Below are 21,291 nucleotides of genomic sequence, written 5' to 3' on the forward strand. Positions count from 1 at the left end.
ATAGTTCTAAAATAGAACTGTCAAACACACCTGCAATCTGCTGATTTGGCCTACCAGGAGGGGTATTGTTTGGAATTCAGTACCTATCTAGAATGCGAAACCGCGCGGCCGGCCTCCGTGACGATTCGAGACGGCCCATGCCAGGACGATTGGAGTGGGTGAATGAAGTGGAAAGAGCTCGAGGAAGAGCCATGTTCGATGGCCCGAACCATCGGCGTGATCGGCGATCGCTGGACTCTTCTGATCCTGCGCGAATGCTTCCTGCGCACGCGCCGCTTCGAGGGATTTCAATCGGCGCTCGGGATCACGCGGCACTTGCTCGCCGAACGGCTGAAGAAGCTGGTTCGGCAGGGCATCCTGCGCCGCATTCCCTACCAGGACTCCCCCAAGCGCCACGAATATATCCTGACCCAGAAGGGCCTCGACCTCTATCCGATCATGATGGCGATCGTGCATTGGGGCGATACCCACATGGTCGACGAGCGCGGCCGGCCCTTGCTGCACCAGCACCGCAGGTGCGGAAAGGACTTCGATCCGGTCATGGTGTGCTCTGAATGCGGCGAGCCGCTCTCGGCCAAGGAGGTTCATACTCACCCTGGGCCGGGTGCGCGCAGCACTCCGGCGACGGCGGTGCCGGAGGTCCGAAAGACAAAGGCGCGCTCGCGCGCCGCTTGAGGCCTGCGCATCGCGGCCTCGTGCCAGAGAGATGGCAATACGAGGAGGAAAGCGGCGTCGGCGCCCATTGAACCTGCTGCCACACACTCTGTCCTGATCTGGCGGCCCGAAGGCGGGCGTCTCGTTGAATGTCGCAGCGAAGCGGTCTTCCAAATGCGATTGCCCTGCCCTACACCCGCGCCACATCCCGGCATGGTTCGTTCATATAGAGACGTTCAACCTGCTCGGCGCGAGCTTTGAGCACCGCGCGCTGGTTGACATAGGCCTTGTCGGTGATTTCTCCTGCTGCCATTGACGGCGGATCCTTCAGCAGGGAGAAGGCGCAGACTCGTTCGCTGCTTCCGACCGCCTCGTTGTATTCCCGAAAGCGGTCCTTCAGAAACTGAACCACGACAGGATCGCAGGTCAAATCAACGGCTGCAATCTTGGATATCCGGCCTGCCTCGGTCGGGTTCAGCCAGCACAGCAGCGCGCACGTCTCGCGATTTTCGCCGGCAACAACGATGTCCAGCAAGACGCCACGTGTGGCAGCCAGGATTGCCGCACGCATGTTTCCGATTGAGACCCAGGTGCCATTCGCAAGCTTGAAGTTCTCGGAAATTCTACCGGTAAAGCGAAGGCCCCGCTCCGGCCTCTGCGGATCCAGAAACGAGACGGTATCGCCAATGCGATAAAATCCTTCCTCGTCGAAGGCCTTTTCCGTCAGATCGGGCCGTTCGAGATAGCCGGGCGTAACGTTGGGGCCCTTGACCCGGGCCTCGTAGGTATCGGAGACCGGAATGAGCTTGAGCTGCAGCCCCGGCGCGGGAAGACCGATCTCTCCGGGCTGATCCGTTGCCCAATGCGTCGTGCTGATCGTCGGCGCGGTTTCGGTCGTGCCGTAACCCGACATGACCGGAATTCGCCGGCCGGTGGCGGCAAATGTCAATCGATAGAGTTTCTCGAGAGTGTCCTGAGAAATTGCGGCGCCAGCATAGCTCAATCGGTCCATCCGCTTGAACACGCTGGCACCAAGGTCGAGGTCGTTCTCGATTGCATCACATAAGAGGTTATACCCGGCAGGCACGTTGAACATGGCGGTTGGCGAGATCTCCCTGAGATTCTCGACCGTTTTGTGAAAGAGATGCGGCAGCGGCCGGCCATCATCGATATAGAGCGTCCCGCCATTCCTGAGGATGCCGTGAAGGATGACATTACTACCCATCGTATGGTGCCAGGGCAGCCACTCCACCTGGACCGGCGCATCGGGCGGAGACACCAGCAGACTTCCCATTTGCAGAGAGCTTGCCATCATGCGGTGGGTGTTGAGCACGCCCTTGGGGAAGCCGGTCGAACCGGACGTGAAGAGAATTTTCGCGACGACGTCACAAGGCACCTCCCGCGATGCGCGCTCGAATCCTTCGCGCCCGGTTCGCGCGGCCAGAACCTGAAAAGGCACTGTGTCCGGCGCACCATCGACGCTGATCCAGGTCGCGGCTGCCAATTCGGGAATGGCGCGGCCGGCGGAAAAGTCGCGTCCGCTTTGAACGAACACAAAGCTCGGACGCAGCACTTCCGCGATGTCCTTGAGACGTGCGAGGCCCCCCGGCATCACGGTGTAGTTCGGCGAAATCGGCGCCAGGATGACCCCGATCGACATCGCCGCAAACGAGATCACCGCGTTCTCGATGGAGTTTCCGGAAAGGACCGCCAGCTTGTCGGCTGGCCTTGCGCCCATATCGATCAGGCCTTGGCCGACCGCCTGAACCTGCGACCATGCCTCACCATAGGTGATCTCGTCCCATCCTCCCTTCGCATTGCGTTGCGCAAGGAAAACCCGATCCGGAACGGCATTGGCCCAGCGCGGCAGAAAATCGGTGATGCGCCAGTCGCACGGCGTCCATTCAAGAGGCGAGCTCAAGATGAGCGTGCCGTCGGGGCGACGCTCGATCGAAACCTCGCGCGGGGCAAACGTCAGTGCCGTCGTCGACATCGAAAATGATCTCCCGAATTGCTGAAGGACGACCACATGCCGTGCATTCCCGTAATGCCCAGCGGCGGCCTACCGGCGCATTGCAAGCTTGGGACGCAGCTCATGCGGCATCTGGCTGGGGCGAGTTCATTCGGACCTGGCGTCGAGCACCTCGCCGAAGGCTTCCCAGGTCGATCCGGTCCATCGTTGCAAGCGCATCTGCGTCCAGATCATGTTCTCGGATTCGCTGGTGTTCACCTTGATCCCGGGCAGCGGTCGGGACGACGAAATCCCTGAGGTTCTTGGCCTGCGCCAGAATGTTCTTGCGGGATAGATCATCGCCGCATTGCTTCAGGATCTGCTCGAGCAGGATGCCTTGCTGATAGCCGGTCAGATAGCTGCCGTTGGTGATATCGACGCCGGCCAGGTACTTGTCGAGAAACGCCCGATAGGTCTGCATGGCGGGATCGTCTTTCCATGTCGGATCCACGACGTCCTTGTTGATCGTCCCGACGATCACGCCGACTGATTTGTCGAGGCCAGCCGGCGCGAGCGTGCCCCCGACCGAACCGGATGGAAAGTTGATGATCAGCGTCGCCTTCCAGCCGATCACAGAAGCCTGCCGGATCGCCTGCGCGGCGAACTTCGGCGTTCCCGCGATCACCAGGGCGTCGGCACCGGAGCTTTTCAGGTTTGTGATCTGTGAGTCGACGGTCGGCTCGGTGACCTCATAGGACGCGCTGACGACCTTTCGATCGTAGTCCTTGCCGAGAAAGGCCTTGAAGGCATTGACGTAATCTTTGCCGAGATCGTCGTTCTGATAGAGAATCGCATATTTGGCGTTCGGCAGCGTCCTGGTCAGATATTTCGCGTAGATTTTTCCTTCGGTGTCGTAGCTGACAAGACCTGTCGTGGTCAGCGGGTAACTGGCGACGTCGGTGAACTTGGACGAGCCGCTGATGATCGCGATGCTCGGCACGCCTTTCGCTCTCAGGTATTTTGCCGTGGCCGAAAGGCCGGGCGTGCCGAGCTGACCGAACATGAACGCCACCTCATCGCTCTCGACGAGCTTGCGGACGTGCTCTACCGCTTTCGGAGGGCTGTAGGCGTCGTCATAGGCGATGTAGTTGATCTTGCGGCCGTTGATGCCACCGCGGTCATTCACCGATTGAATGTAGGCGATAAGGCCCTTGCCGACGAGACCGATCGATGACGCCGGTCCGCTGAACGGAAACACCCCGCCAATTTTGATCTCGGTCGCAGTAACGCCGACCTCGTCGGCCGCAAACGCCGGACCATTCAAAAGCAAAGCCAGGGCCGCAACGGCCTTCCATTTCGTCAACATTGTCCGTCCTCCCAAACCCGCACCTTCCTGGTACGTGGTCCTGTTTATTCGCGCGGCTGCACGCCCCGCCTCACCCGCAGGCCTGAGTTGGTCCGGCGCGGCAATCCGTAGAAGGGGCGGCCGTTATGATCGGCCATCTTCTCGGTCCATCCTACAGTTCTATTTCAGAACTGGTCAAGCGATTAGATGACGGCACGCGGAAAGTCCCGTGCGCGCCCGGGAGGTGCCGAATTCGACTTTCAAATGCCATCATTGCGCAGTGGCGACAGCTCTGATCGCCGGGCACAAGGCCTCGGCGCACAGCCGGCGAAGCAATATAAGTTCTAATATTGAACTTACTTCCTCAACCTTTGTGCTCGGCGACGATGTCAGCGATCGAAGTCCGATAGGTAACTGCCGCATTCGAGGCAGTTGCCCGCCGGCCGGAATACAAGCCGGCCGCTCGCAACGAAATCACGCCAATTCTGATCACAGCGCCTCTCCTGGCGTCCTGGCGATACACCTGGCGTCCTGGCGATACACAAGGCTTAGGAACCACGACAGCACGCTGGCATTTTCCCGCATGTCTGACGGGAGCACTCAAACAGGCAATAGCGGCGTCGGCGTGCTTTTGGCATTTGCCGCAGCGAGCGCGCAACGGGAGCGAAGCACCGAAGCCGCACAGCGCCGCACGATCCACAAGAGGAGATGGCAAGGTGATCGAACCGCAAAGTCGAGGATGATCAATGCTTGAAGACCTTCGCGCGATTACCCAGCCAGGGGCCATGATAGCCGTCCTGATCGTCCTGCTGCTGATGGCCGTGGCCGATGCGGCAATCTTCATCGCGACCAGAGGATGGCCTTTCTGAGATGCTGTGAACCAGCCATTTCGCGGAGATAGGAACCTTCATACGATTGACCGGTTCGCCCTCGAACAGGGGAGCACGGCGAACATCGATGCCTGTCCGGATGCGAACGGCTCTGGTGCCATTTGCGACGTTGCCGCTGGCCGCTTGCGCCGGCCGGCAGTCCGTGCTGGACCCGCAGGGACTTCAGTCCAGCCAGATCCTTCATACCATCTTCATCTTCCTGACCGTTGCGGCCGCCGTCTGGATCGCCGTCGTGGTCGTGCTTGGAGTCAGTTTGCTGCGCCGAAAGCGCCCGGCCGACCAACCACTCGCGCTGCACCAGCCGTTTGAGCGGACGAGCGGTCGCGTCATCTTTGTCCTGGGGCTCGCAACCCTCGTCGTCGTGCTCGGACTCTCCATTGTCAGTTATGCCGGTCAGCGCACGATCTTTGCCAAGGACGAGAACGCCCTCACGCTCAAGATCATTGGCCACCAATGGTGGTGGGAAGTCCGCTATGAAGCTGACAGTCCGCATCGGAGCTTCGTGACCGCGAACGAGATCCGCGTCCCGACCGGCCAACCGGTGAAGGTCGAGCTGGAATCCGCCGATGTGATCCACAGCTTCTGGGTGCCGAGCCTGACCGGGAAGATGGACCTCATCACCGGGCAAAAGAACGAGCTGCAATTCACGGCGAAGAATGCCGGCGTCTATCGCGGGCAATGCGCCGAATTCTGCGGCCTCCAGCATGCGAATATGGCCTTCGCCGTGCTCGCGCTGCCGCCGGATGAATTCGGCCGCTGGCGCGACCACGAGAACCAGAGCGCGAACAGCCCTACGGATCAGCTTGGCAAGCAGGGCGAGGCTCTTTTCCGGGCCCGCGGATGTGCCTTGTGTCACAACATCAGCGGTACGCTGGCCGGCGGGCAGCTCGGCCCGGATCTCACGCATATCGGCAGCAGAACGACTATCGCGGCGGGAACGCTGCCGAATACGCCGGCGACGCTCGCGGCCTGGATCGCCGATCCCCAGCACATCAAGCCCGGCAATCTCATGCCAAAGATGCCGCTGCAGTCGGGCGAGCTCATCGCGATCCTACACTATCTGGAGCAGCTCAAGTGAGCATCGCCGCTGAACCACGTGAGATACGGGACGACGTCCTGAATGGCCTTCAGCTGTCCACGCAGCTGGAGCGGGTGTGGCGCACGCCGTCCGGATGGACGGGTGCGCTCACGTCGGTGGACCACAAGGTCGTCGGCCGCCGGTATATCGTCACCGCTTTCGCTTTCCTGCTTCTCGGCGGCATTCTCGCGATCCTGATGCGCGTTCAGCTTGCCGGACCGGAGAAGACGTTCCTGTCGGCCGACAAGTACAACCAGATCTTCACCATGCACGGCTCGACGATGATGTTCCTGTTCGCCGTGCCGGTCATGGAGGCGTTCGCCGTCTATCTCGTGCCGCTGATGGTCGGCACGCGGAACATCGCCTTTCCGCGCCTCAATGCCTTCAGCTATTGGATGTTTCTGTTCGGCGGGTGCTTCCTCTGGATTTCCTTTGCGCTCAATGTCGGCCCGGACGTCGGCTGGTTTGCCTATGTCCCGCTCTCCTCGCTGCAATACACGCCGACGAAGCGCCCGGACGTGTGGGCGCAGATGATCACCTTCACCGAAGTCGCTGCGCTTGCAGTCGCCGTCGAGATCATTGTCACCGTTTTCAAGCTCCGTGCGCCCGGGATGACCCTTGACCGCATTCCGTTATTCGTGTGGGCCATGCTGGTAACGGCCTTCCTGGTGATGTTCGCGATGCCCTCGGTCATGGTCGCATCGACGTCGCTGATCCTCGACCGGCTCGTCAACACCCGCTTCTATGATTCATCCTCGGGTGGGCATCCGCTGCTCTGGCAGCATCTGTTCTGGTTCTTCGGCCATCCGGAGGTCTACATCATCTTCATTCCAGGCACCGGCATGGTTTCAGCAATCCTGGCGACCTTCGCGCGCAGGCCGGTGGTCGGCTATCCCGTCGTCATTCTCTCTCTGATCGCGACTGGCTTCCTGTCGTTTGGTCTGTGGGTCCACCACATGTTCGTCACGGGCCTGCCCCAGCTCGGCGCCGGCCTATTCACGGCGTCCAGTATGCTGATCGCGGTGCCGAGCGGGCTGCAGATCTTCTGCTGGCTGGCAACGCTCTGGGACGGACGGCCGGTCTACCGCACGCCGCTCCTGTTCGTGATCGGCTTCATCGTGATCTTCGTGCTCGGCGGCCTGTCCGGCGTGATGGTCGCCTCGGTCCCGATCGACACCCAAGTGCACGACACTTACTTCGTCGTTGCGCACTTTCACTACGTCTTGATCGGCGGTGCGGTGTTCCCGCTCATCGGTGCCGTCTATTACTGGTTTCCGAAGATCACAGGCAGGATGCTCAGCGAGAGCCTCGGTCGCTGGAATTTCTGGCTGGCCTTTATCGGCTTCAACGTCGCGTTCTTCCCGATGCACATTCTCGGGCTGATCGGAATGCCGCGTCGGGTCTACACCTACACGGCCGACATGGACTGGGCGCACTTGAACCTGTTGTCCAGCGGCGGCGCGCTCGTTTTCGCGCTCAGCTTTGCGCTGCTTCTGGTCAATGTGATCTACAGCCTGCGCAAGGGTGAACTCGCGGGCGACAATCCTTGGAGCGCTTCAACATTGGAATGGGCGACATCCTCGCCACCGCCGCCGCAGAATTTCGACCGCATTCCCGTCGTCAAACACCGCGATCCGCTGTGGGCCGATAGCATGAGCCTGCCTGTCGTCGCGGGTCTGAGCGCGGAGCGGCGCGAAGTCCTGCTCACCTCACTGGCAGAGGCCGAGCCGCAAATCCGCGAAGCATCGCCCGAACCCAGCATCTGGCCACTGCTCACAGCCATCGCAACCACAGTGTTCTTCATCGGTTCGATCTTCACGCCGTGGGCGGTGCTCTGGGGCACGCCGCCGATGGCCGTCGCCTTGATCGGCTGGTTCTGGCCGACCGGCAGCAGGGAGGACGAGGAGTGAGACAGACCATCGTTCGCAGTGTCGCCGAACTGCCGACTTACGGGTACGGCCCACGCAGTGGACCATGGTGGGGCGCCATGGGCTTCATGGCGCTCGAAGGCATGGGGTTTGCCATCGCGATCGGCGCCTATCTTTATCTCTACGCCGTCAATCCGAACTGGCCGATCGGCGCCGCGCCGCCCGATCTTTGGCCTGGCACGGCCGAGGTCGCGGTCTATCTGCTCAGCATCATCCCGAACGAGATCACCAATCGGGCCGCGCACCGGCAGGATCTTGCCAAAGTGCGGGCCGGTCTCATCGTGATGGCCTTGATCGGCACCGCCCTTCTTGTTCTGCGCGGCTTCGAGTTCGCCCATCTCAATACGCGCTGGGACAATTCCGCCTACGGATCGATCGTGTGGCTCATTCTCGGATTGCACACGACCCATCTCGCCACCGATGTTGGCGACACGATCGTTCTTGCGGTCCTGATGTTCACGAGGCACGCAAAGCCGCGCCGCTTCAGCGATGTAACCGACAACGTCTTCTACTGGAACTTTGTCGTGCTTGCCTGGCTGCCTCTGTACGTGCTGCTGGATTGGGTGCCGCGCCTATGACCGAAGCTGACGGACATTCCAGATGGCTGTATTGGGCCGGCGTTGCGCTCGGGCCCATTGCATGGGGTATTAATTTGCAAGGTGTCTACGTGTTCGCGCACTTCTCGTGCGAGAAGACGAGGATGAGCGGAGCAATCCTGAGCGCTGTTCTGGCCATCCTCGCTCTTGCAGGCACCGTCATATCGGCACGCGCGGTTCGGCGCGGTGCCAGCGCTGAATGGTCCGATGCGCAAGGTGGCGGTCCCAGGACGTTCATGGCGTGGCTCGGCGTCGGCTCCGGCGTGCTGTTCGCGCTGGTCATCGCGAACCAGCTCGCCGCGTCGCTCATGATCAGCCCATGTCTGCGCTGAGCTTTGCGGCGTTGTTGCTTGCGCTGCTCGCGAAGCCGGCCGCCGCGCACGGACTATCCGATGTCGATTCGGGATCACTCTGGAGCTACGACCCCTGGCTCATGGCCCCGCTCTATGCCGCGGGCATTGGCTTCTATGTTGGAACGCAGCGCCTCTGGCGGCACGCGGGAGGCGGCCGCGGCGTCAGCTTCCGGCAGGTCGCCGCGTTCTGGACCGGCTGGCTCGTCGTCGCGCTTGCGGTGACTTCGCCGCTGCACTGGCTGGGCGAGCGGCTGTTCACCGCGCACATGGTCGAGCACGGCTTGCTCATGCTCGTGGCGGCGCCACTGATGGCGTTTGCCCGGATCAACGGCCCGCTGCTGTGGAGCCTACCGGCCTCGTTCCGGCCATTGGTGGGCCGAATTCTCAATCTGCCGATACTGGTTTGGCCGTGGACTTTTGTGAGCCACCCCATCAGCGCGACCATCTTTCAAGGCGCGGCGCTCTGGATCTGGCATGCACCACCCTTCTACGCGCGGGCGCTTGAGAACGCCGGGATCCATCGCCTCCAACACGTCAGCTTCTTTGTGACCGCGCTGTTGTTCTGGTGGGTGCTGCTGCATGGCCGCGGACGGGGCCGCAGCACCCGAACTCGCGACGGCATCGCCGTCGCCTGCCTGTTCATCACCATCCTGCATTCGGGTGTGCTCGGGGCCCTGCTGACCGTATCGCCGCGGCTCTGGATCCCGGCGCAGGGCGCCCTCGCCGGGGAATTCGGCCTCTCGCCCCTTGAAGACCAGCAGCTTGCAGGCATCCTGATGTGGGTGCCCATGGGCATACTCTACACAGCCGCCGCATTGTTCTTTGCTCACCGGTGGCTGACCACGAACGCTGGCCAGTCGCACCTGCCGCTCACGCGCGGTCCTGCATAGGAACCGCAACTTCTCTTCGGACGTTCGCCTGCTGAGTGCGACACTCCAGGGAGGCCACATGGGCAAACGATCTGTCATGGCAGCAACGGCTGTCTTGTCCACGGCGTTCTTGGTGCCTGCAATCTTGAACGCGCAGGACCAACCCCGGCCGGCTATGTCGTGTCCGGTCGACCATGAGCAGCTCGCCGATATCCTCAAAAAGAGTGTGAAGCCCGGCGGTGGGCCGGGCAATGGAGGCTTCGACAACAACGAATGGGCTGCTGTCGTCAATCGACAGGGTCTTGTCTGCGCGGTCGCCTACAGTGGCACCAAGGTCGATGATCAGTGGCTGGGCAGCCGGGCAATCGCAGCCGAAAAGGCGAATACGGCGAATGCGTTCAGCCTGAAGGACAAGGCGATGGCCACGGCCAACCTCTACGCGGGCGCGCAACCTGGCGGAATTCTGTTCGGCGCAGGTCTCAGCAACCTCCCATCGCCAGCGGTTCTGTACTCGGGCTCGCCCGACGAATTCGGCACGGCGCACGATCCAATGGTCGGAAAACCCGTCGGCGGTGTGATCGTCTTTGGCGGTGGGCTGGCGCTCTATGACGGCAACGGGATCGCCGGTGCGCTTGGTATCAGTGGCGACAGTTCCTGCGCCGATCACAATGTTGCCTGGCGCGTGCGCCACCTGCTTGGACTTGACCGCGTGCCGGCCGGAGTCAGTCCCAATATGAAGGACGCGATCATCTATGACATCGGCCCGGACGGCAAAAGCCCGTCAGGATTCGGCCACCCCAAGTGCAACGGCAAGGAGGATCAGATCGCGGTCGATCTCGGCGCAGGCGTATCGGGCAACGTCGTGAGATAGCTGCGAATCCCTCCTTTTGGAACCAAGGGGAAGCGCAACGTTTGTACGTTCGCACCGGCCTGCAACGCGGCATGGCCTCGTCACCGCCATGGAGTGCCTTACACATGTTAGTGCGTGGTTTCGCGCGGTTGCTGAGCGTCCTTTGCGCATTCGGCGCGCTGCTCTCGTCGGGGTCGGCACAAACCGATCTTGCCAGCCGCATGAAGGATCCGGGCCAATGGCCCATGGCCGCGCGCGATTACGCCAACACGCGCTACAGCGAGCTCGACCAGATCAACGCGACCAACGCTTCGCGCCTCCAGCTTGCGTGGACCTTCTCGGTTGGCGCCGATCGCGGCCAGGAAGCGGCGCCGCTCGTCGTGGACGGCACTATGTACGTGGTCGGCCCTTATGCAGGCCCCTACCCCAACCGTGTGTTCGCACTCGATGCCATCACAGGTGAGTTGAAATGGTCTTACGCGCCGAAGCCGGAGCCGGCGGCCGCGGGCGTTGCCTGTTGCGATGTCGTCAATCGCGGGCTCGCTTTCGACAACGGCAAGGTCTTCCTCAATACACTCGATAACCACACCGTCGCGATCGATGCGAAGACCGGCAAGGAACTCTGGCACACGAAGCTCGGCGAGATCAACAAGGGCGAGACCATCACGATGGCACCCATCGTGGTGAAGGGAAAGATTCTCGTCGGCAACAGCGGCGGCGAAATGGGCGTTCGAGGCTGGGTCACGGCGCTAGATGAGAACACCGGCGCGATCGCCTGGCGCGCCTATTCGACGGGCCCCGACAAGGAGGTGCTGATCGGGGACGATTTCAAGCCGTTCTATGACAATCTCAAGGGCACGGATCTCGGCGTGAAGAGCTGGCCGGCCGATCGCTGGCAGGTCGGCGGCGGTACGGTCTGGGGCTGGATCTCCTACGATCCTGATCTGAACCTGATCTACTACGGTACTGCCAATCCAAGTCCCTGGAATGCCAACCAGCGCAGCGGCGACAATCTCTGGAGTACCACGATCTTTGCGCGCGATCCGGACACCGGTCGCGCCAAATGGGCCTACCAGATCAACCCGCACGATCTGTTCGACCACGATGAAGTCAACGAGAACGTGCTTGTCGACCTGGAGCTTAGCGGCCAGACCCGCAAAGTTCTGATCCATCCCGGCCGCAACGGCTACATGTACGTCATGGATCGCGCGACAGGCGAAGTGATCTCGGCCGACGCTTATGAGTTCGTCAACAGCTACAAGGGCGTCGATCTGAAGACCGGCAAGATCATCGCAAACGAGGAGAAGACGCCGCTGGTCGGCAAGACCGTCGAGAACATCTGCCCGAGCGCGCCCGGCGCCAAGGATTGGCAACCGTCGGCCTGGTCACCGCGGACCAGGCTGCTGTACGTCCCGCATCAGCACCTTTGCATGGACTTTAAGGCCTCGCAGGTCGGCTATATCGCCGGCACGCCCTATGTCGGCGCGGACGTTGATATGTATGCCGGCCCTGGCGGCTATCGCGGCGAGTTCATGGCGTGGGACCCGGTCGCGCGCAAGAAGATCTGGGAGATCCACGAGAAGCTTCCGGTCTGGAGTGGCGCGCTGGTGACGGCCGGCGACGTGGCGTTCTACGGCACCATGGATCGCCTTTTCAAGGCGGTAAACGCCAGGGATGGGCGTGTGCTCTGGCAATTCCGTGCCGGCTCCGGGTTCATCGGCCAGCCGGTTTCCTATCGCGGCTCCGACGGACAGCAATACATCGCGATCCTCTCGGGCGTCGGCGGTTGGCCGGGGGTGGTGGCCAATGCTGAAGTCGATCCGCGCGTGCGCAATGCTGCACTGGGCTTTGCGGGCGCGACGCAGGATTTGCCGTTTTACACCGCCGGCGGGAGCGAGTTGCTGGTGTTCAAGCTTGGAGACGCAAAGGGTGAGGACACCAGCCATGCGCCCTCGAAGTAATTGTCCGGGCATCGCCCTCGGCATCCTGATCGGGCTCGCGAGCACCGGAGCGGCGGCATCGGACGGCGAACTCCGCGTCTGTGCCGATCCGAACAATCTGCCGTTCTCGAACAGCGCGAAAGCGGGATTCGAGAACAGGCTCGCAGCCATGGTCGGCGAGCATTTCGGCCAACAGGTCGCCTACACTTGGTGGGCGCAGCGGCGCGGCTTCGTCCGCAACACGCTCAATGCCGGCAAATGCGACGTCGTGATGGGCGTACCGGTCGGCTATGATCTCGTGGAGACGACAAACCCGTATTATCGCTCGAGCTACGTGTTCGTGGCTCGGCAGGATAACCACCTCGATCTTTCGTCGCTGCTCGACCCGCGCTTACATCACCTCGTGATCGGCGTGCATCTGATCGGCGACGACGGCAACAATCCACCGCCTGCGCAGGCGCTCGGCGAACAAGGCATCGTCGACAATGTCCGCGGCTATTCCATCTACGGCGATTATCGCCGAGCTGATCCGCCCGCGCGCCTGATCGAGGCAGTCGAGAACGGCGAGATCGATGTTGCTGCCGCCTGGGGGCCGCTGGGCGGCTATTTCGCGCAGCGCTCTCCCGTCCCGCTGACGGTCACGCCAATTCAGGATTACGAGCGCTTTGGCCCCCAGCAGTTCCAGTTTTCCATTGCCATGGGCGTACGCAAGGACGACCACGCGCTGCGCGACCGGCTGAATGCATTCATCGACGAGCATCGATCCGAGATCATGTCGCTGCTGCGCAGTTTCGGCGTGCCGCTGGTCGAAAAGCCGGTCACGGCGTCCGGAGGGCATGAGTGATGCCTGCTCCAGCATTACGCATGAGCTTCCTATCGTTGCTCCTCGCGATCGTGTCGAACGGCGCCGGAATTGCCCAGCAGACTCTGCCGCAGTCACAGGAGGCGCAGATGCCGATGCCGGCACCGCGCCCCAATTTCGGCGGCAGCGTCGGCAACGGTAGGCCCGGCGTCTTCATGCAGGTCCCGGTCAGCCACCTCTTCCCCGGCGCGCAGCCGGACCGACCCCAGATCAAGAATCCCGTGCAAGGCGATCCCAATGCGGAGCAGCGCGGGATGACTTATTACGTCAGCTTCAATTGCGTGGGCTGCCACGCGCCGAACGGCGGCGGCGGCATGGGGCCGGCGTTGAGCAACAACATCTTCACCTATGGCTCGCAGCCCGAGAGCCTCTATCTGTCAATCTACCAGGGGCGGCCCAATGGAATGCCGGCCTGGGGCGGCGTGCTGCCCGACAGCGTGATCTGGGACCTCGTCACTTATATCGGCAAGATCAGCAACGAGCCGAACCGGCAATGGGGCCGGACCTTCTCGGCAAATCCGCTATCCCCTGAAGTGGAGCAAGTGCCGAGCGAGCAGGTCTCGACGACCGATCCGTGGTCCGCCACCAAGACCTTCAATTTCGGCCGAAAACCCTGATCGGGAAAGCGGAGCAGCCGATGGGGACTCCAACGACACGATCGCTCATCGCCTCCCTGCTGGCCCTGACGGCGGTGGCCTGCGACAAAGGCACGGCTGCCGGCCCGGACAATTTCATCGGCGATGCGCGCCGTGGCACCGACCTCGTCAAGCAATATCAGTGCGGCGGCTGTCACGACATTCCCGGCATCGCCGGTGCCGACGGCAACGTCGGCCCACCTCTGCACCGGATCGGCACGCGGACCTACATCGCCGGCTACATCCAGAATTCGCCGGACAACATGGCCGACTGGATCGAAGATCCGCAGCGGACGTTGCCGGGCAACGCCATGCCGAGAATGGGCATCCCGCAGAAGGACGCGCGTGATATCGCGGCGTTTCTCTATACGCTGAAGTAGGAAATATGACTCCCATCCACTTGTTCCGTAACGCGCCACTGCTCGCGATCACCATTGTCATCGTCGCTATCATGGGATTGGCCCTCGCCGGCGGCGGCGCCTGGCTCGCTGTGCTTGGGGGCTCCTTTTACTATCTCGTCGCCGGGGCCATGCTTCTGCTCACCGCGTGGCTGCTTACGCGCCGGCGTGCCGAGGCGCTCTGGGTGTATGCCGCGCTGCTGCTTGGCACGATTGCGTGGGCAATCTGGGAGGCCGGCCTCGATTTCTGGTCCCTGGCGCCGCGCGGCGACGTGCTTGCGCCGCTGGGCGTCTGGCTGCTGTTGCCCTTCATTACGCGTCGTTTGGCACCTCGCTTGCGTGCCGCGCGATCGGCGCTCGGCCTCGTACTGATGGCGGCGGCGGCCGTGCTCGCTCTCTCCCTCACGCGCGATCGCCACGATCTTGCCGGCACGGTGCCGGAGAGCGAAACGACGGGCGCCATTGCCTCCTCCGAAGCAGCCCCGCCCGCCGCCGGCGAAAACTGGACGGCCTACGGCGGCACTGGCTGGGGGACGCGCTATTCCTCGCTCAGCCAGATCACCAAAGCCAACGTGAAGGACCTCAAGTTCGCCTGGGAATTCCGCACCGGCGACCACAAGGGTCCTGATGATCCCGAAGAGATCACCAACCAGGCGACGCCGCTCAAGATGGCGATCTCCTCTATACCTGCTCGCCACACCAAATCGTGTTCGCGCTCGACGCTGCGACCGGCAAGTTGCGCTGGAAGTTTGACCCTCAGATCCAACACAACAAGGCCTTCCAGCACATGACCTGCCGCGGCGTGTCCTATCACGCAACAAAGCCTGGCGCGGTCACGGCCGACGGCGCGCCGGCCCCAAGCGATTGTCCGCAGCGCATTTTCGTGCCGACGAATGACGGCCGGATGTTTTCGCTGGATGCCCAGAGCGGCACGCCCTGCGCCAGCTTTGGCAACCAAGGTCAGATCGACCTCAAGGAGGGAAGCGAGGTCCAGACGCTCGGCTTCTACGAGGGTACCTCGCCGCCCGTGGTGACCGACAAGGTTCTGATCGTCGGTGGCGCCGTCATCGACAATTATTCCGACCGCGTGCCTTCAGGCGTGATCCGCGGCTTCGACATCTATTCCGGGCGACTGATATGGGCGTTCGACGCCGGCAATCCCGATCCGAACGAGATGCCCTCCGCCTCGCATCATTTCACGGCTGGTTCACCCAATTCGTGGAGCATCTCGGCGGTCGACGAAAATCTCGGGCTCGTCTACGTCCCGCTCGGCTCAAGCTCTCCGGATATCTGGGGCGGCGGCCGTTCGTCGGACAAGGAGCGTTACGATTCGGCGCTGATCGCGCTCGATATCGCCAGCGGAAAACTACGCTGGTCGTTCCAGAACGTGCACCATGATCTCTGGGATATGGACATGCCTTCGCAGCCGAGCCTGGTCGATCTGCGTTCGAATGGCGGCACCACGCCGGCGATCTACATTCCGGCAAAGACGGGCGACATTTTCGTGCTCGACCGCCGCGACGGGCATCAGCTGGTGCCCGCGCCGGAGAAGCCCGTGCCGCAGGGCGCCGCACCCGGCGACCGGCTGTCCCCCACCCAACCCTTCTCGGAATTGAGCTTCCGCCCACCCGGCATGCTGACGGACGCGCAGATGTGGGGCAGCACGATGTTCGACCAGCTCGCCTGCCGTATCAAGTTCAAGCGTCTCCGTTCCGAAGGGCCGTTCACGCCGCCTTCGGAGCAAGGCACGCTGGTGTTCCCGGGTGATTTCGGCATGTTCGAGTGGGGCGGAATTGCCGTCGATCCACAGCGGCAGATCGCGATCGCAAACCCTCAATCGATACCGTTCATTTCCCGCCTGGTGCCGCGTGGAAAAGACAATCCGGCCGCGCCGAACGCTGCGCATCCACCCGGCACCGAACTCGGCGTTCAGCCGATGTACGGCGCTCCCTATGGCGTCGATCTCGGCATCTTCCTGTCGCCGCTCGGCATACCCTGCCTCGCCCCGCCCTGGGGGAATATCGCGGCCATTGCCCTCAAGACGCACAAGGTGGTGTGGCAACACCGCATCGGCACGATCCGCGATCAGGCCCCTGTCCCGCTTCCGTTCAAGCTGGGCGTTCCCATGCTGGGCGGGCCGATCGTGAGCGCGGGAGGCGTCATCTTCATCACGGGAACAATGGATGACTATATTAGGGCATTCGACGTCGGTGATGGCAAGCAGCTCTGGCAGGACCGTCTTCCCGCTGGCGGCCAATCAACGCCGATGACTTACGAGACCGGCGGCAAGCAATACGTGGTGACGGTCGATGGCGGCCACGGCTCGTTCGGCACCAGGCTCGGGGACTACGTGCGAGCCTACGCGCTGCCATGATGTCCGTCGGTCAAGACAGCCTTGGTACGGTACGTCCCGTCGACGTCCGGCGACGCCTGGTCCTGATCTGCGGCCGACGCGGCCGGACGGCTACCGAGGCCACCAAAGCCACACACGCAACCATTCCCACAAGTGCAAGCCCCTGGCTGATGACCCTAGCCGGTGGAAGCTGCTTCCGCCCCAGCCATCCCCCGTCTACCGACGTGCCGAGCGGCGAGGCTTCGATGATACTTCCCTCGCTGATCGGTGCGCGTCCGGCGCGCGACAGGAGGAATCGGAATGCGCCACCCAACAGATTTTCTGTCAATTTCGGCGCGATGGCATAGGCGATCTGGCCACCGCGCGCGGGCCAGCCGACGGCCACTTCATCGCGCGGCGCGCGAACGAGGCTCAAAAAGGCCTGAGCGACATCTTCTGACTGGTACAGCAGCGGCCCCGGATCGAGCCTCTTCCCGGACATGTTGGCGCCGTGGACGAAGCCCGGCGTATCCACCATCGCCGGGAACACGCCGCAGACATGGATGTTCGGATGCGCGCCGAGTTCCTGGCGCAGGCTCGCCGTGAAACCGCGCAGGCCGAACTTGCTTGCGGAATAGGCCGCCGCAAACGGCGTCGGCACCCAACCCCCCAGCGAGATGTTGTTGATCAGGATGCCTCGGTTCTCGCGGAGAAAGATCGGAAGCACCGCGAAGGCGCCGTGCATCATTCCCAGGAGATTGACTTCGATGGTTCGGCGGTGAAGCGCGAAATCGGCGTCCTGATAGGCGCCGAATACACCGGTGCCGGCGTTATTGATCCAGACGTCGATTCCGCCGAATACATCGTCAACCTGTCCTGCCAATCGCTGCACCGCTTCCGCATCGCTGACATCGGTCTGGACCGCCAAGGCACGGCCTCCCAGCGCCTCGCACTCTGCCGCGAGGCTTGCCAGGATCTCGCCGCGACGCGCGGCAAGCGCCACGCTCGCCCCTTGCTGCGCAAACGCCAGCGCCGCCGCTCGGCCAATTCCGCTGGATGCTCCCGTAATGACGACCCGTGTGCCCGCCATTCGCCGCGGCGAAGATCCCGAGGCATCCATTGGGACAAGCCAGCGCAACGACCGCCGGAGGCGCACGGCCGCCTCCGCCTTGAACCAGTCGCCATGCGCGAAGATGACCCGCTCGGGCGCCAGGTGCACGAGCCGTTCGGCCGCGGCCTGTACCGAACGGCCACCGAGGCGCAACAAGAGCCGAAGATAAATCGGCGCCTTGCCATCAGGCTTGGCGATGCCGAGCAGGTTTGCGGCGGCCTGATTTGACGCGGAAAGATCATGGGAATCAAGGTTCTGCACGAGATCCGTCAGGATCAATGTGCGGCTCCGCTTGTCGAATATCTCCACCTCGGAGAACATCGGGGCATACACCGAGATGGTCTCAAGCTCGGCGGCCCACTCTCCGGGGTGGTGTCGCCGAGCTCGCGGTCAACGCGAAGTCCGGCCTCTCGCACCTGTTTCCGCGCAGACAGTCCTCGCGCCGTAAAGGTCAACGTTTGCGACAGATGCCTTTGCCAGGCAGGCAGAACATCCAGTGCGCAACGTTCGGCGCGACCAGATATTTGATTGATCCCAACCGCTCCAGCTCATTGCGCAGAGCAGGCGAATATCGCACCGGCGAGTGCAGCACGAGGTCACCATTCGACAGCCGAATGACGGTCATGCGAACAGGCAGACGCAGACCGGCCGCGCTGATTGGCGCATCGTCCGCGATCCAGATGTCCCCCGTCACCCTCGTGAGGGCGGCGGTCGATGAAGCGGCGTCAAATCTGTGCATGAGCATCTTCCGGTCGGGACCTTGCTCAAATCCCCTGACATGACGCTCGTTCCTAGCCAGGGCGCCCGGCGCAAAAGCTTCGATGACTCAAAGATGTACCCGAATCCGTTCACGGGAGCCGCGCAGGTGCCGGCGTCCGCGAGTTCGCGACGGCCCCATTCCCGCCCGTTACCGCCGCATGGCTGAGGCTTCGGACAAGCCCTGGAACCGGCCTTCCGGAGGACCGCCGAGAGAGGTCTGTCCCTTGTCGCCATCGTGTCGGTGTCGAACAGGGGGACCGCCTCCCGCGGAAAGACCTCACGCTACGCAATAGTGCCCGCGAAGATTGCAGACGCCTCGAAGTGCGGACGACTGCCGCTTTCCCTGACTTCATTTCACAGGAACATTGAAGACTGGCGAACGTCGACTCGCACCAATCGATCATACCCTGGTCGAGGGAGCGTATCACAGGTTAATGCCTGCCCTTTGCCATTTGGGTCAGAGTTGCGGTAGGCGGCGGGCGATCGGATGACCGATGCAGACGGGATTTGCCTTTTCCAAGCTTGCCGATCACCTGGCGAGTATCGGTGACGTGACCGCCGACGACCTCGATCTGCTGGCAGAAATGCCGAGCACGATCGCGCACTTCAGTTCACATCAGGCTATCCTGCGCCACGGCGATGACAGCCATCAATGCTGTCTGCTGCTCCAGGGCTACCTGTCCTGGCAGGACGCCCAGGCCGCAGACGGGCAGATCACATCGATCTCGGTCCCCGGCGACATCGCTGACCTCCAGACCCTCTATCAGCCCCGCATCAATGGCAACCTCATTGCGCTCGGACCAGCCGTGGTCGCGCTGGTGCCGCATCGCTTCTTTCGCGAACTATCGGCGCGCTCGCCCGCGATGTCGCGTACCCTCCTGCTGATGCTGCTTGGCGACCACGCCAGACAGCGCAACTGGGCCGTAAACCTCGGCAGCCGGGACGCCTTGACGCGTGTAGCGCACCTGCTCTGCGAGATCACGACACGCCTGCAGAATGTCGGGCTCGCAAAGGACTTCAGATTGGCTTCGCCGTTCACCCAATCCGACCTCGCGGCGGCCTGCAGCATCTCCCCAGTCCATGTCAATCGCACCATCCGGGAGTTGCGCCGCTGCAACCTGCTGCACTGGCACGGCAAGACCTTGATGATCTCCGACTGGCCCGGACTGGTCCGGCTGGCAGGCTTCGATCCCGCGTATCTAGGCATCCGGCCACCTGATCAAGGCCGCCGACCAGTGCAACTGGAATTGACCAAAGGTGCCGTCGCGTCGGCCAGATGATATTGTGTAACCTTCTGCTCACACCTCACGCGCTCCTGTAAGGCTCTGCGCACTTCCAGAATGACAGCACCCCAATCGCCGGCTGTCTTTTGACGAAACAGGCGCAGGCTCGGATACCAAAACGTACGGCACCCGGATGAAGGCCAGCGCCAGTCGCAATCGGCGTGCAGCAGCACCCAGGCTTCGCATCCGAGTGCTCCCGCGAGGTGTGCGACCATGGTGTCAACGCAAATGACGAGATCGAGCTGACAGAGAAGACGACCGAGAGCCGCGATATCGGGCGTGCTGATGTCGCGAGCGCCGATCTGCGCGAGCTCTTCGGTCGCCGCCTCTCTCTGGAGCGAATGAAGCGCTACGCCAGGAACGGCGAGACGTCGCAACAATGCGGGGAGAATAGCGCGCCGCTTATCCCATTGGCCGACCTCCCAGACGAGGCCGACGGCCAGACCTTCGCAGTCGAGTGACACAGGCATGCTTCTCGGCGGCAGCGTCAAATATGGCGCGCTCATCTCGATCTCCTCTCTCCCCACCTTGAGCGCGTGCGGCACCTCCATGATTTCGACGTCCACCTCAAAGTCAGCTTCAGGCGTGCCCGAATGGAGCGCAAGCGTGCAATCGACACCTGCCATGCGCTCGACCAGCGGCAACAGTTCGGGCTGACACCAGACCGTGACACTGCGCGCTATGCCGCGAAGAGGTTGCATGAAACGCAGGAACTGGATCGTGTCGCCGAGCCCGTGATAGCACCGCACGAGCACGTGCTTGTTCGCAAGCGACTCCCCCCGCCAGATTCGCTGAAGGTGACGCGGACCGGTATGCTTGGGCGGGTACCCAGACGTCGCGAGATCTTCGTCATTGATGGCCCAGGCACGCGCAAAATCGCCTGCTCGCATGGCCTCCACCCAGCCGTTCGTCACGTCCCGAGATCCGGCTAGCGACGGACGAATTTGTGGAAGCGGCTCAGCTTTCCGTCCTTGGTCCGGTCCTGGTGCAGGAAGGCAATGCCGGCCTCATCGAACTTCTCGAAGAACTCATCCCAGCCGATGCGGTCCAGCCCCTCATCCGGCGGATCGAAATCGATGCGCAGGATGCCGGCGTGTCCATCTTCTTCGGTCGCCTTGACCGTCGCCGGCTGCCCACCGCGCTCTTCGATCCATTTGCGGATCGCGGCGTGATCGGTGGTCTGCTGGGCTTCGTTGTTCTGCGTCTTGGACGTCATGTGGCACCTCGCTTGTGCAGGCCCGGCAATGACACGGCCATCGTCGAGGCCATTTGCGATGAAACGCGGGCCGGCAGGATTTGTTCTTCACGCGCGCCGGGCCGACGCGAGACAACAGCATCATCTTCTTCATCTTCATTCAGGATGATCTTCGTTCCGTTGATCCGGCTGCGGATCTTATCCCAAGTTAAGCGCGCTGCATTTTTGTTGCCCTGAATCGATCCGCACGCGGGCTCGGCGG

General features: G+C 62.4%; 16 protein-coding genes and 3 pseudogenes. 14 read left to right on the forward strand and 5 right to left on the reverse strand.

From position 1 onward, the window contains the following. The first annotated feature begins 162 nt into the window (after positions 1-162). The gene (locus IVA78_RS20700; protein WP_247460394.1) at positions 163-675 is read left to right on the forward strand and encodes a helix-turn-helix domain-containing protein; all 513 of its coding nucleotides are present in this window, start codon (positions 163-165) and stop codon (positions 673-675) included. 169 nt (positions 676-844) lie between these two features. Here the strand turns inward: IVA78_RS20700 and IVA78_RS20705 are convergent, their stop codons facing one another. Both IVA78_RS20705 and IVA78_RS20710 read right to left on the reverse strand, forming a co-directional pair. Further along, positions 845-2,647, reverse strand: a complete 1,803-nt coding sequence (locus IVA78_RS20705) for an AMP-binding protein (protein ID WP_247460396.1) — start codon at positions 2,645-2,647, stop codon at positions 845-847. Between the two features lie 126 nt (positions 2,648-2,773). After that, positions 2,774-3,971, reverse strand: a pseudogene (locus IVA78_RS20710) (ABC transporter substrate-binding protein). Positions 3,972-4,696: 725 nt separating this feature from the next. Between IVA78_RS20710 and IVA78_RS34425 the strand changes: the two are divergent. The 12 genes and pseudogenes from IVA78_RS34425 (at position 4,697) to IVA78_RS20765 (ending at position 16,723) form a co-directional block, all read left to right on the forward strand. Next, complete coding sequence (locus IVA78_RS34425) at positions 4,697-4,819, forward strand: hypothetical protein (protein WP_256464853.1); 123 nt, start codon at positions 4,697-4,699, stop codon at positions 4,817-4,819. 100 nt (positions 4,820-4,919) lie between these two features. After that, a complete protein-coding gene (coxB, locus tag IVA78_RS20715) occupies positions 4,920-5,918 on the forward strand; it encodes a cytochrome c oxidase subunit II (protein WP_247467382.1) in 999 nt (332 codons plus the stop codon). Further along, positions 5,915-7,828, forward strand: coding sequence for a cytochrome c oxidase subunit I (gene ctaD / locus IVA78_RS20720; protein WP_247467387.1), 1,914 nt, complete (start codon positions 5,915-5,917; stop codon positions 7,826-7,828). The genes coxB and ctaD overlap by 4 nt, the downstream gene beginning before the upstream one ends. Next, complete coding sequence (locus tag IVA78_RS20725; RefSeq protein WP_247467391.1) at positions 7,825-8,424, forward strand: cytochrome c oxidase subunit 3; 600 nt, start codon at positions 7,825-7,827, stop codon at positions 8,422-8,424. The genes ctaD and IVA78_RS20725 overlap by 4 nt, the downstream gene beginning before the upstream one ends. Then, positions 8,421-8,774, forward strand: a complete 354-nt coding sequence (locus IVA78_RS20730) for a hypothetical protein (protein WP_247280434.1) — start codon at positions 8,421-8,423, stop codon at positions 8,772-8,774. The genes IVA78_RS20725 and IVA78_RS20730 overlap by 4 nt, the downstream gene beginning before the upstream one ends. Next, positions 8,762-9,685 carry a cytochrome c oxidase assembly protein gene (locus IVA78_RS20735; protein WP_247467395.1) on the forward strand — a complete coding sequence of 308 codons (924 nt, stop codon included), beginning with the start codon at positions 8,762-8,764 and terminating at the stop codon, positions 9,683-9,685. The genes IVA78_RS20730 and IVA78_RS20735 overlap by 13 nt, the downstream gene beginning before the upstream one ends. A 58-nt stretch (positions 9,686-9,743) precedes the next feature. Further along, a complete protein-coding gene (locus IVA78_RS20740) occupies positions 9,744-10,535 on the forward strand; it encodes a heme-binding protein (protein ID WP_247467397.1) in 792 nt (263 codons plus the stop codon). Between the two features lie 104 nt (positions 10,536-10,639). Next, positions 10,640-12,475 (forward strand): methanol/ethanol family PQQ-dependent dehydrogenase, encoded by a 1,836-nt coding sequence (locus IVA78_RS20745; RefSeq protein WP_256468129.1) that lies wholly within the window; start codon positions 10,640-10,642, stop codon positions 12,473-12,475. Beyond that, entirely contained in the window at positions 12,459-13,298 is an 840-nt protein-coding gene (locus IVA78_RS20750; RefSeq protein WP_247467400.1) for a substrate-binding domain-containing protein, read from the forward strand. Before IVA78_RS20745 ends, IVA78_RS20750 begins: the two co-directional genes overlap by 17 nt. Next, positions 13,298-13,933, forward strand: coding sequence for a cytochrome c (locus tag IVA78_RS20755; protein ID WP_247467403.1), 636 nt, complete (start codon positions 13,298-13,300; stop codon positions 13,931-13,933). Before IVA78_RS20750 ends, IVA78_RS20755 begins: the two co-directional genes overlap by 1 nt. Before the next feature lie 20 nt (positions 13,934-13,953). Next, entirely contained in the window at positions 13,954-14,331 is a 378-nt protein-coding gene (locus IVA78_RS20760) for a c-type cytochrome (protein WP_247280428.1), read from the forward strand. 5 nt (positions 14,332-14,336) lie between these two features. After that, a pseudogene (locus IVA78_RS20765) lies at positions 14,337-16,723 on the forward strand (membrane-bound PQQ-dependent dehydrogenase, glucose/quinate/shikimate family). Positions 16,724-16,733: 10 nt separating this feature from the next. On the opposite strand, the pseudogene IVA78_RS20770 reads toward IVA78_RS20765, so the two are convergent. Further along, a pseudogene (locus IVA78_RS20770) lies at positions 16,734-18,531 on the reverse strand (SDR family oxidoreductase). Between the two features lie 514 nt (positions 18,532-19,045). Between IVA78_RS20770 and IVA78_RS20775 the strand changes: the two are divergent. Further along, positions 19,046-19,831: a Crp/Fnr family transcriptional regulator gene (locus IVA78_RS20775; RefSeq protein WP_247422344.1), complete on the forward strand. Its 786-nt coding sequence runs from the start codon at positions 19,046-19,048 to the stop codon at positions 19,829-19,831. Here the strand turns inward: IVA78_RS20775 and IVA78_RS20780 are convergent. Together IVA78_RS20780 and IVA78_RS20785 are read right to left on the reverse strand one after the other, a co-directional pair. Next, positions 19,771-20,748, reverse strand: a complete 978-nt coding sequence (locus IVA78_RS20780) for a hypothetical protein (protein ID WP_247467406.1) — start codon at positions 20,746-20,748, stop codon at positions 19,771-19,773. The two genes, IVA78_RS20775 and IVA78_RS20780, sit on opposite strands and share 61 nt — an antisense overlap. A 14-nt stretch (positions 20,749-20,762) precedes the next feature. Next, a complete protein-coding gene (locus tag IVA78_RS20785) occupies positions 20,763-21,050 on the reverse strand; it encodes a hypothetical protein (protein ID WP_247280424.1) in 288 nt (95 codons plus the stop codon). Positions 21,051-21,291 lie beyond the last annotated feature (241 nt).

It is taken from the genome of Bradyrhizobium sp. 137, assembly GCF_023074095.1.
GTDB lineage: Bacteria > Pseudomonadota > Alphaproteobacteria > Rhizobiales > Xanthobacteraceae > Bradyrhizobium.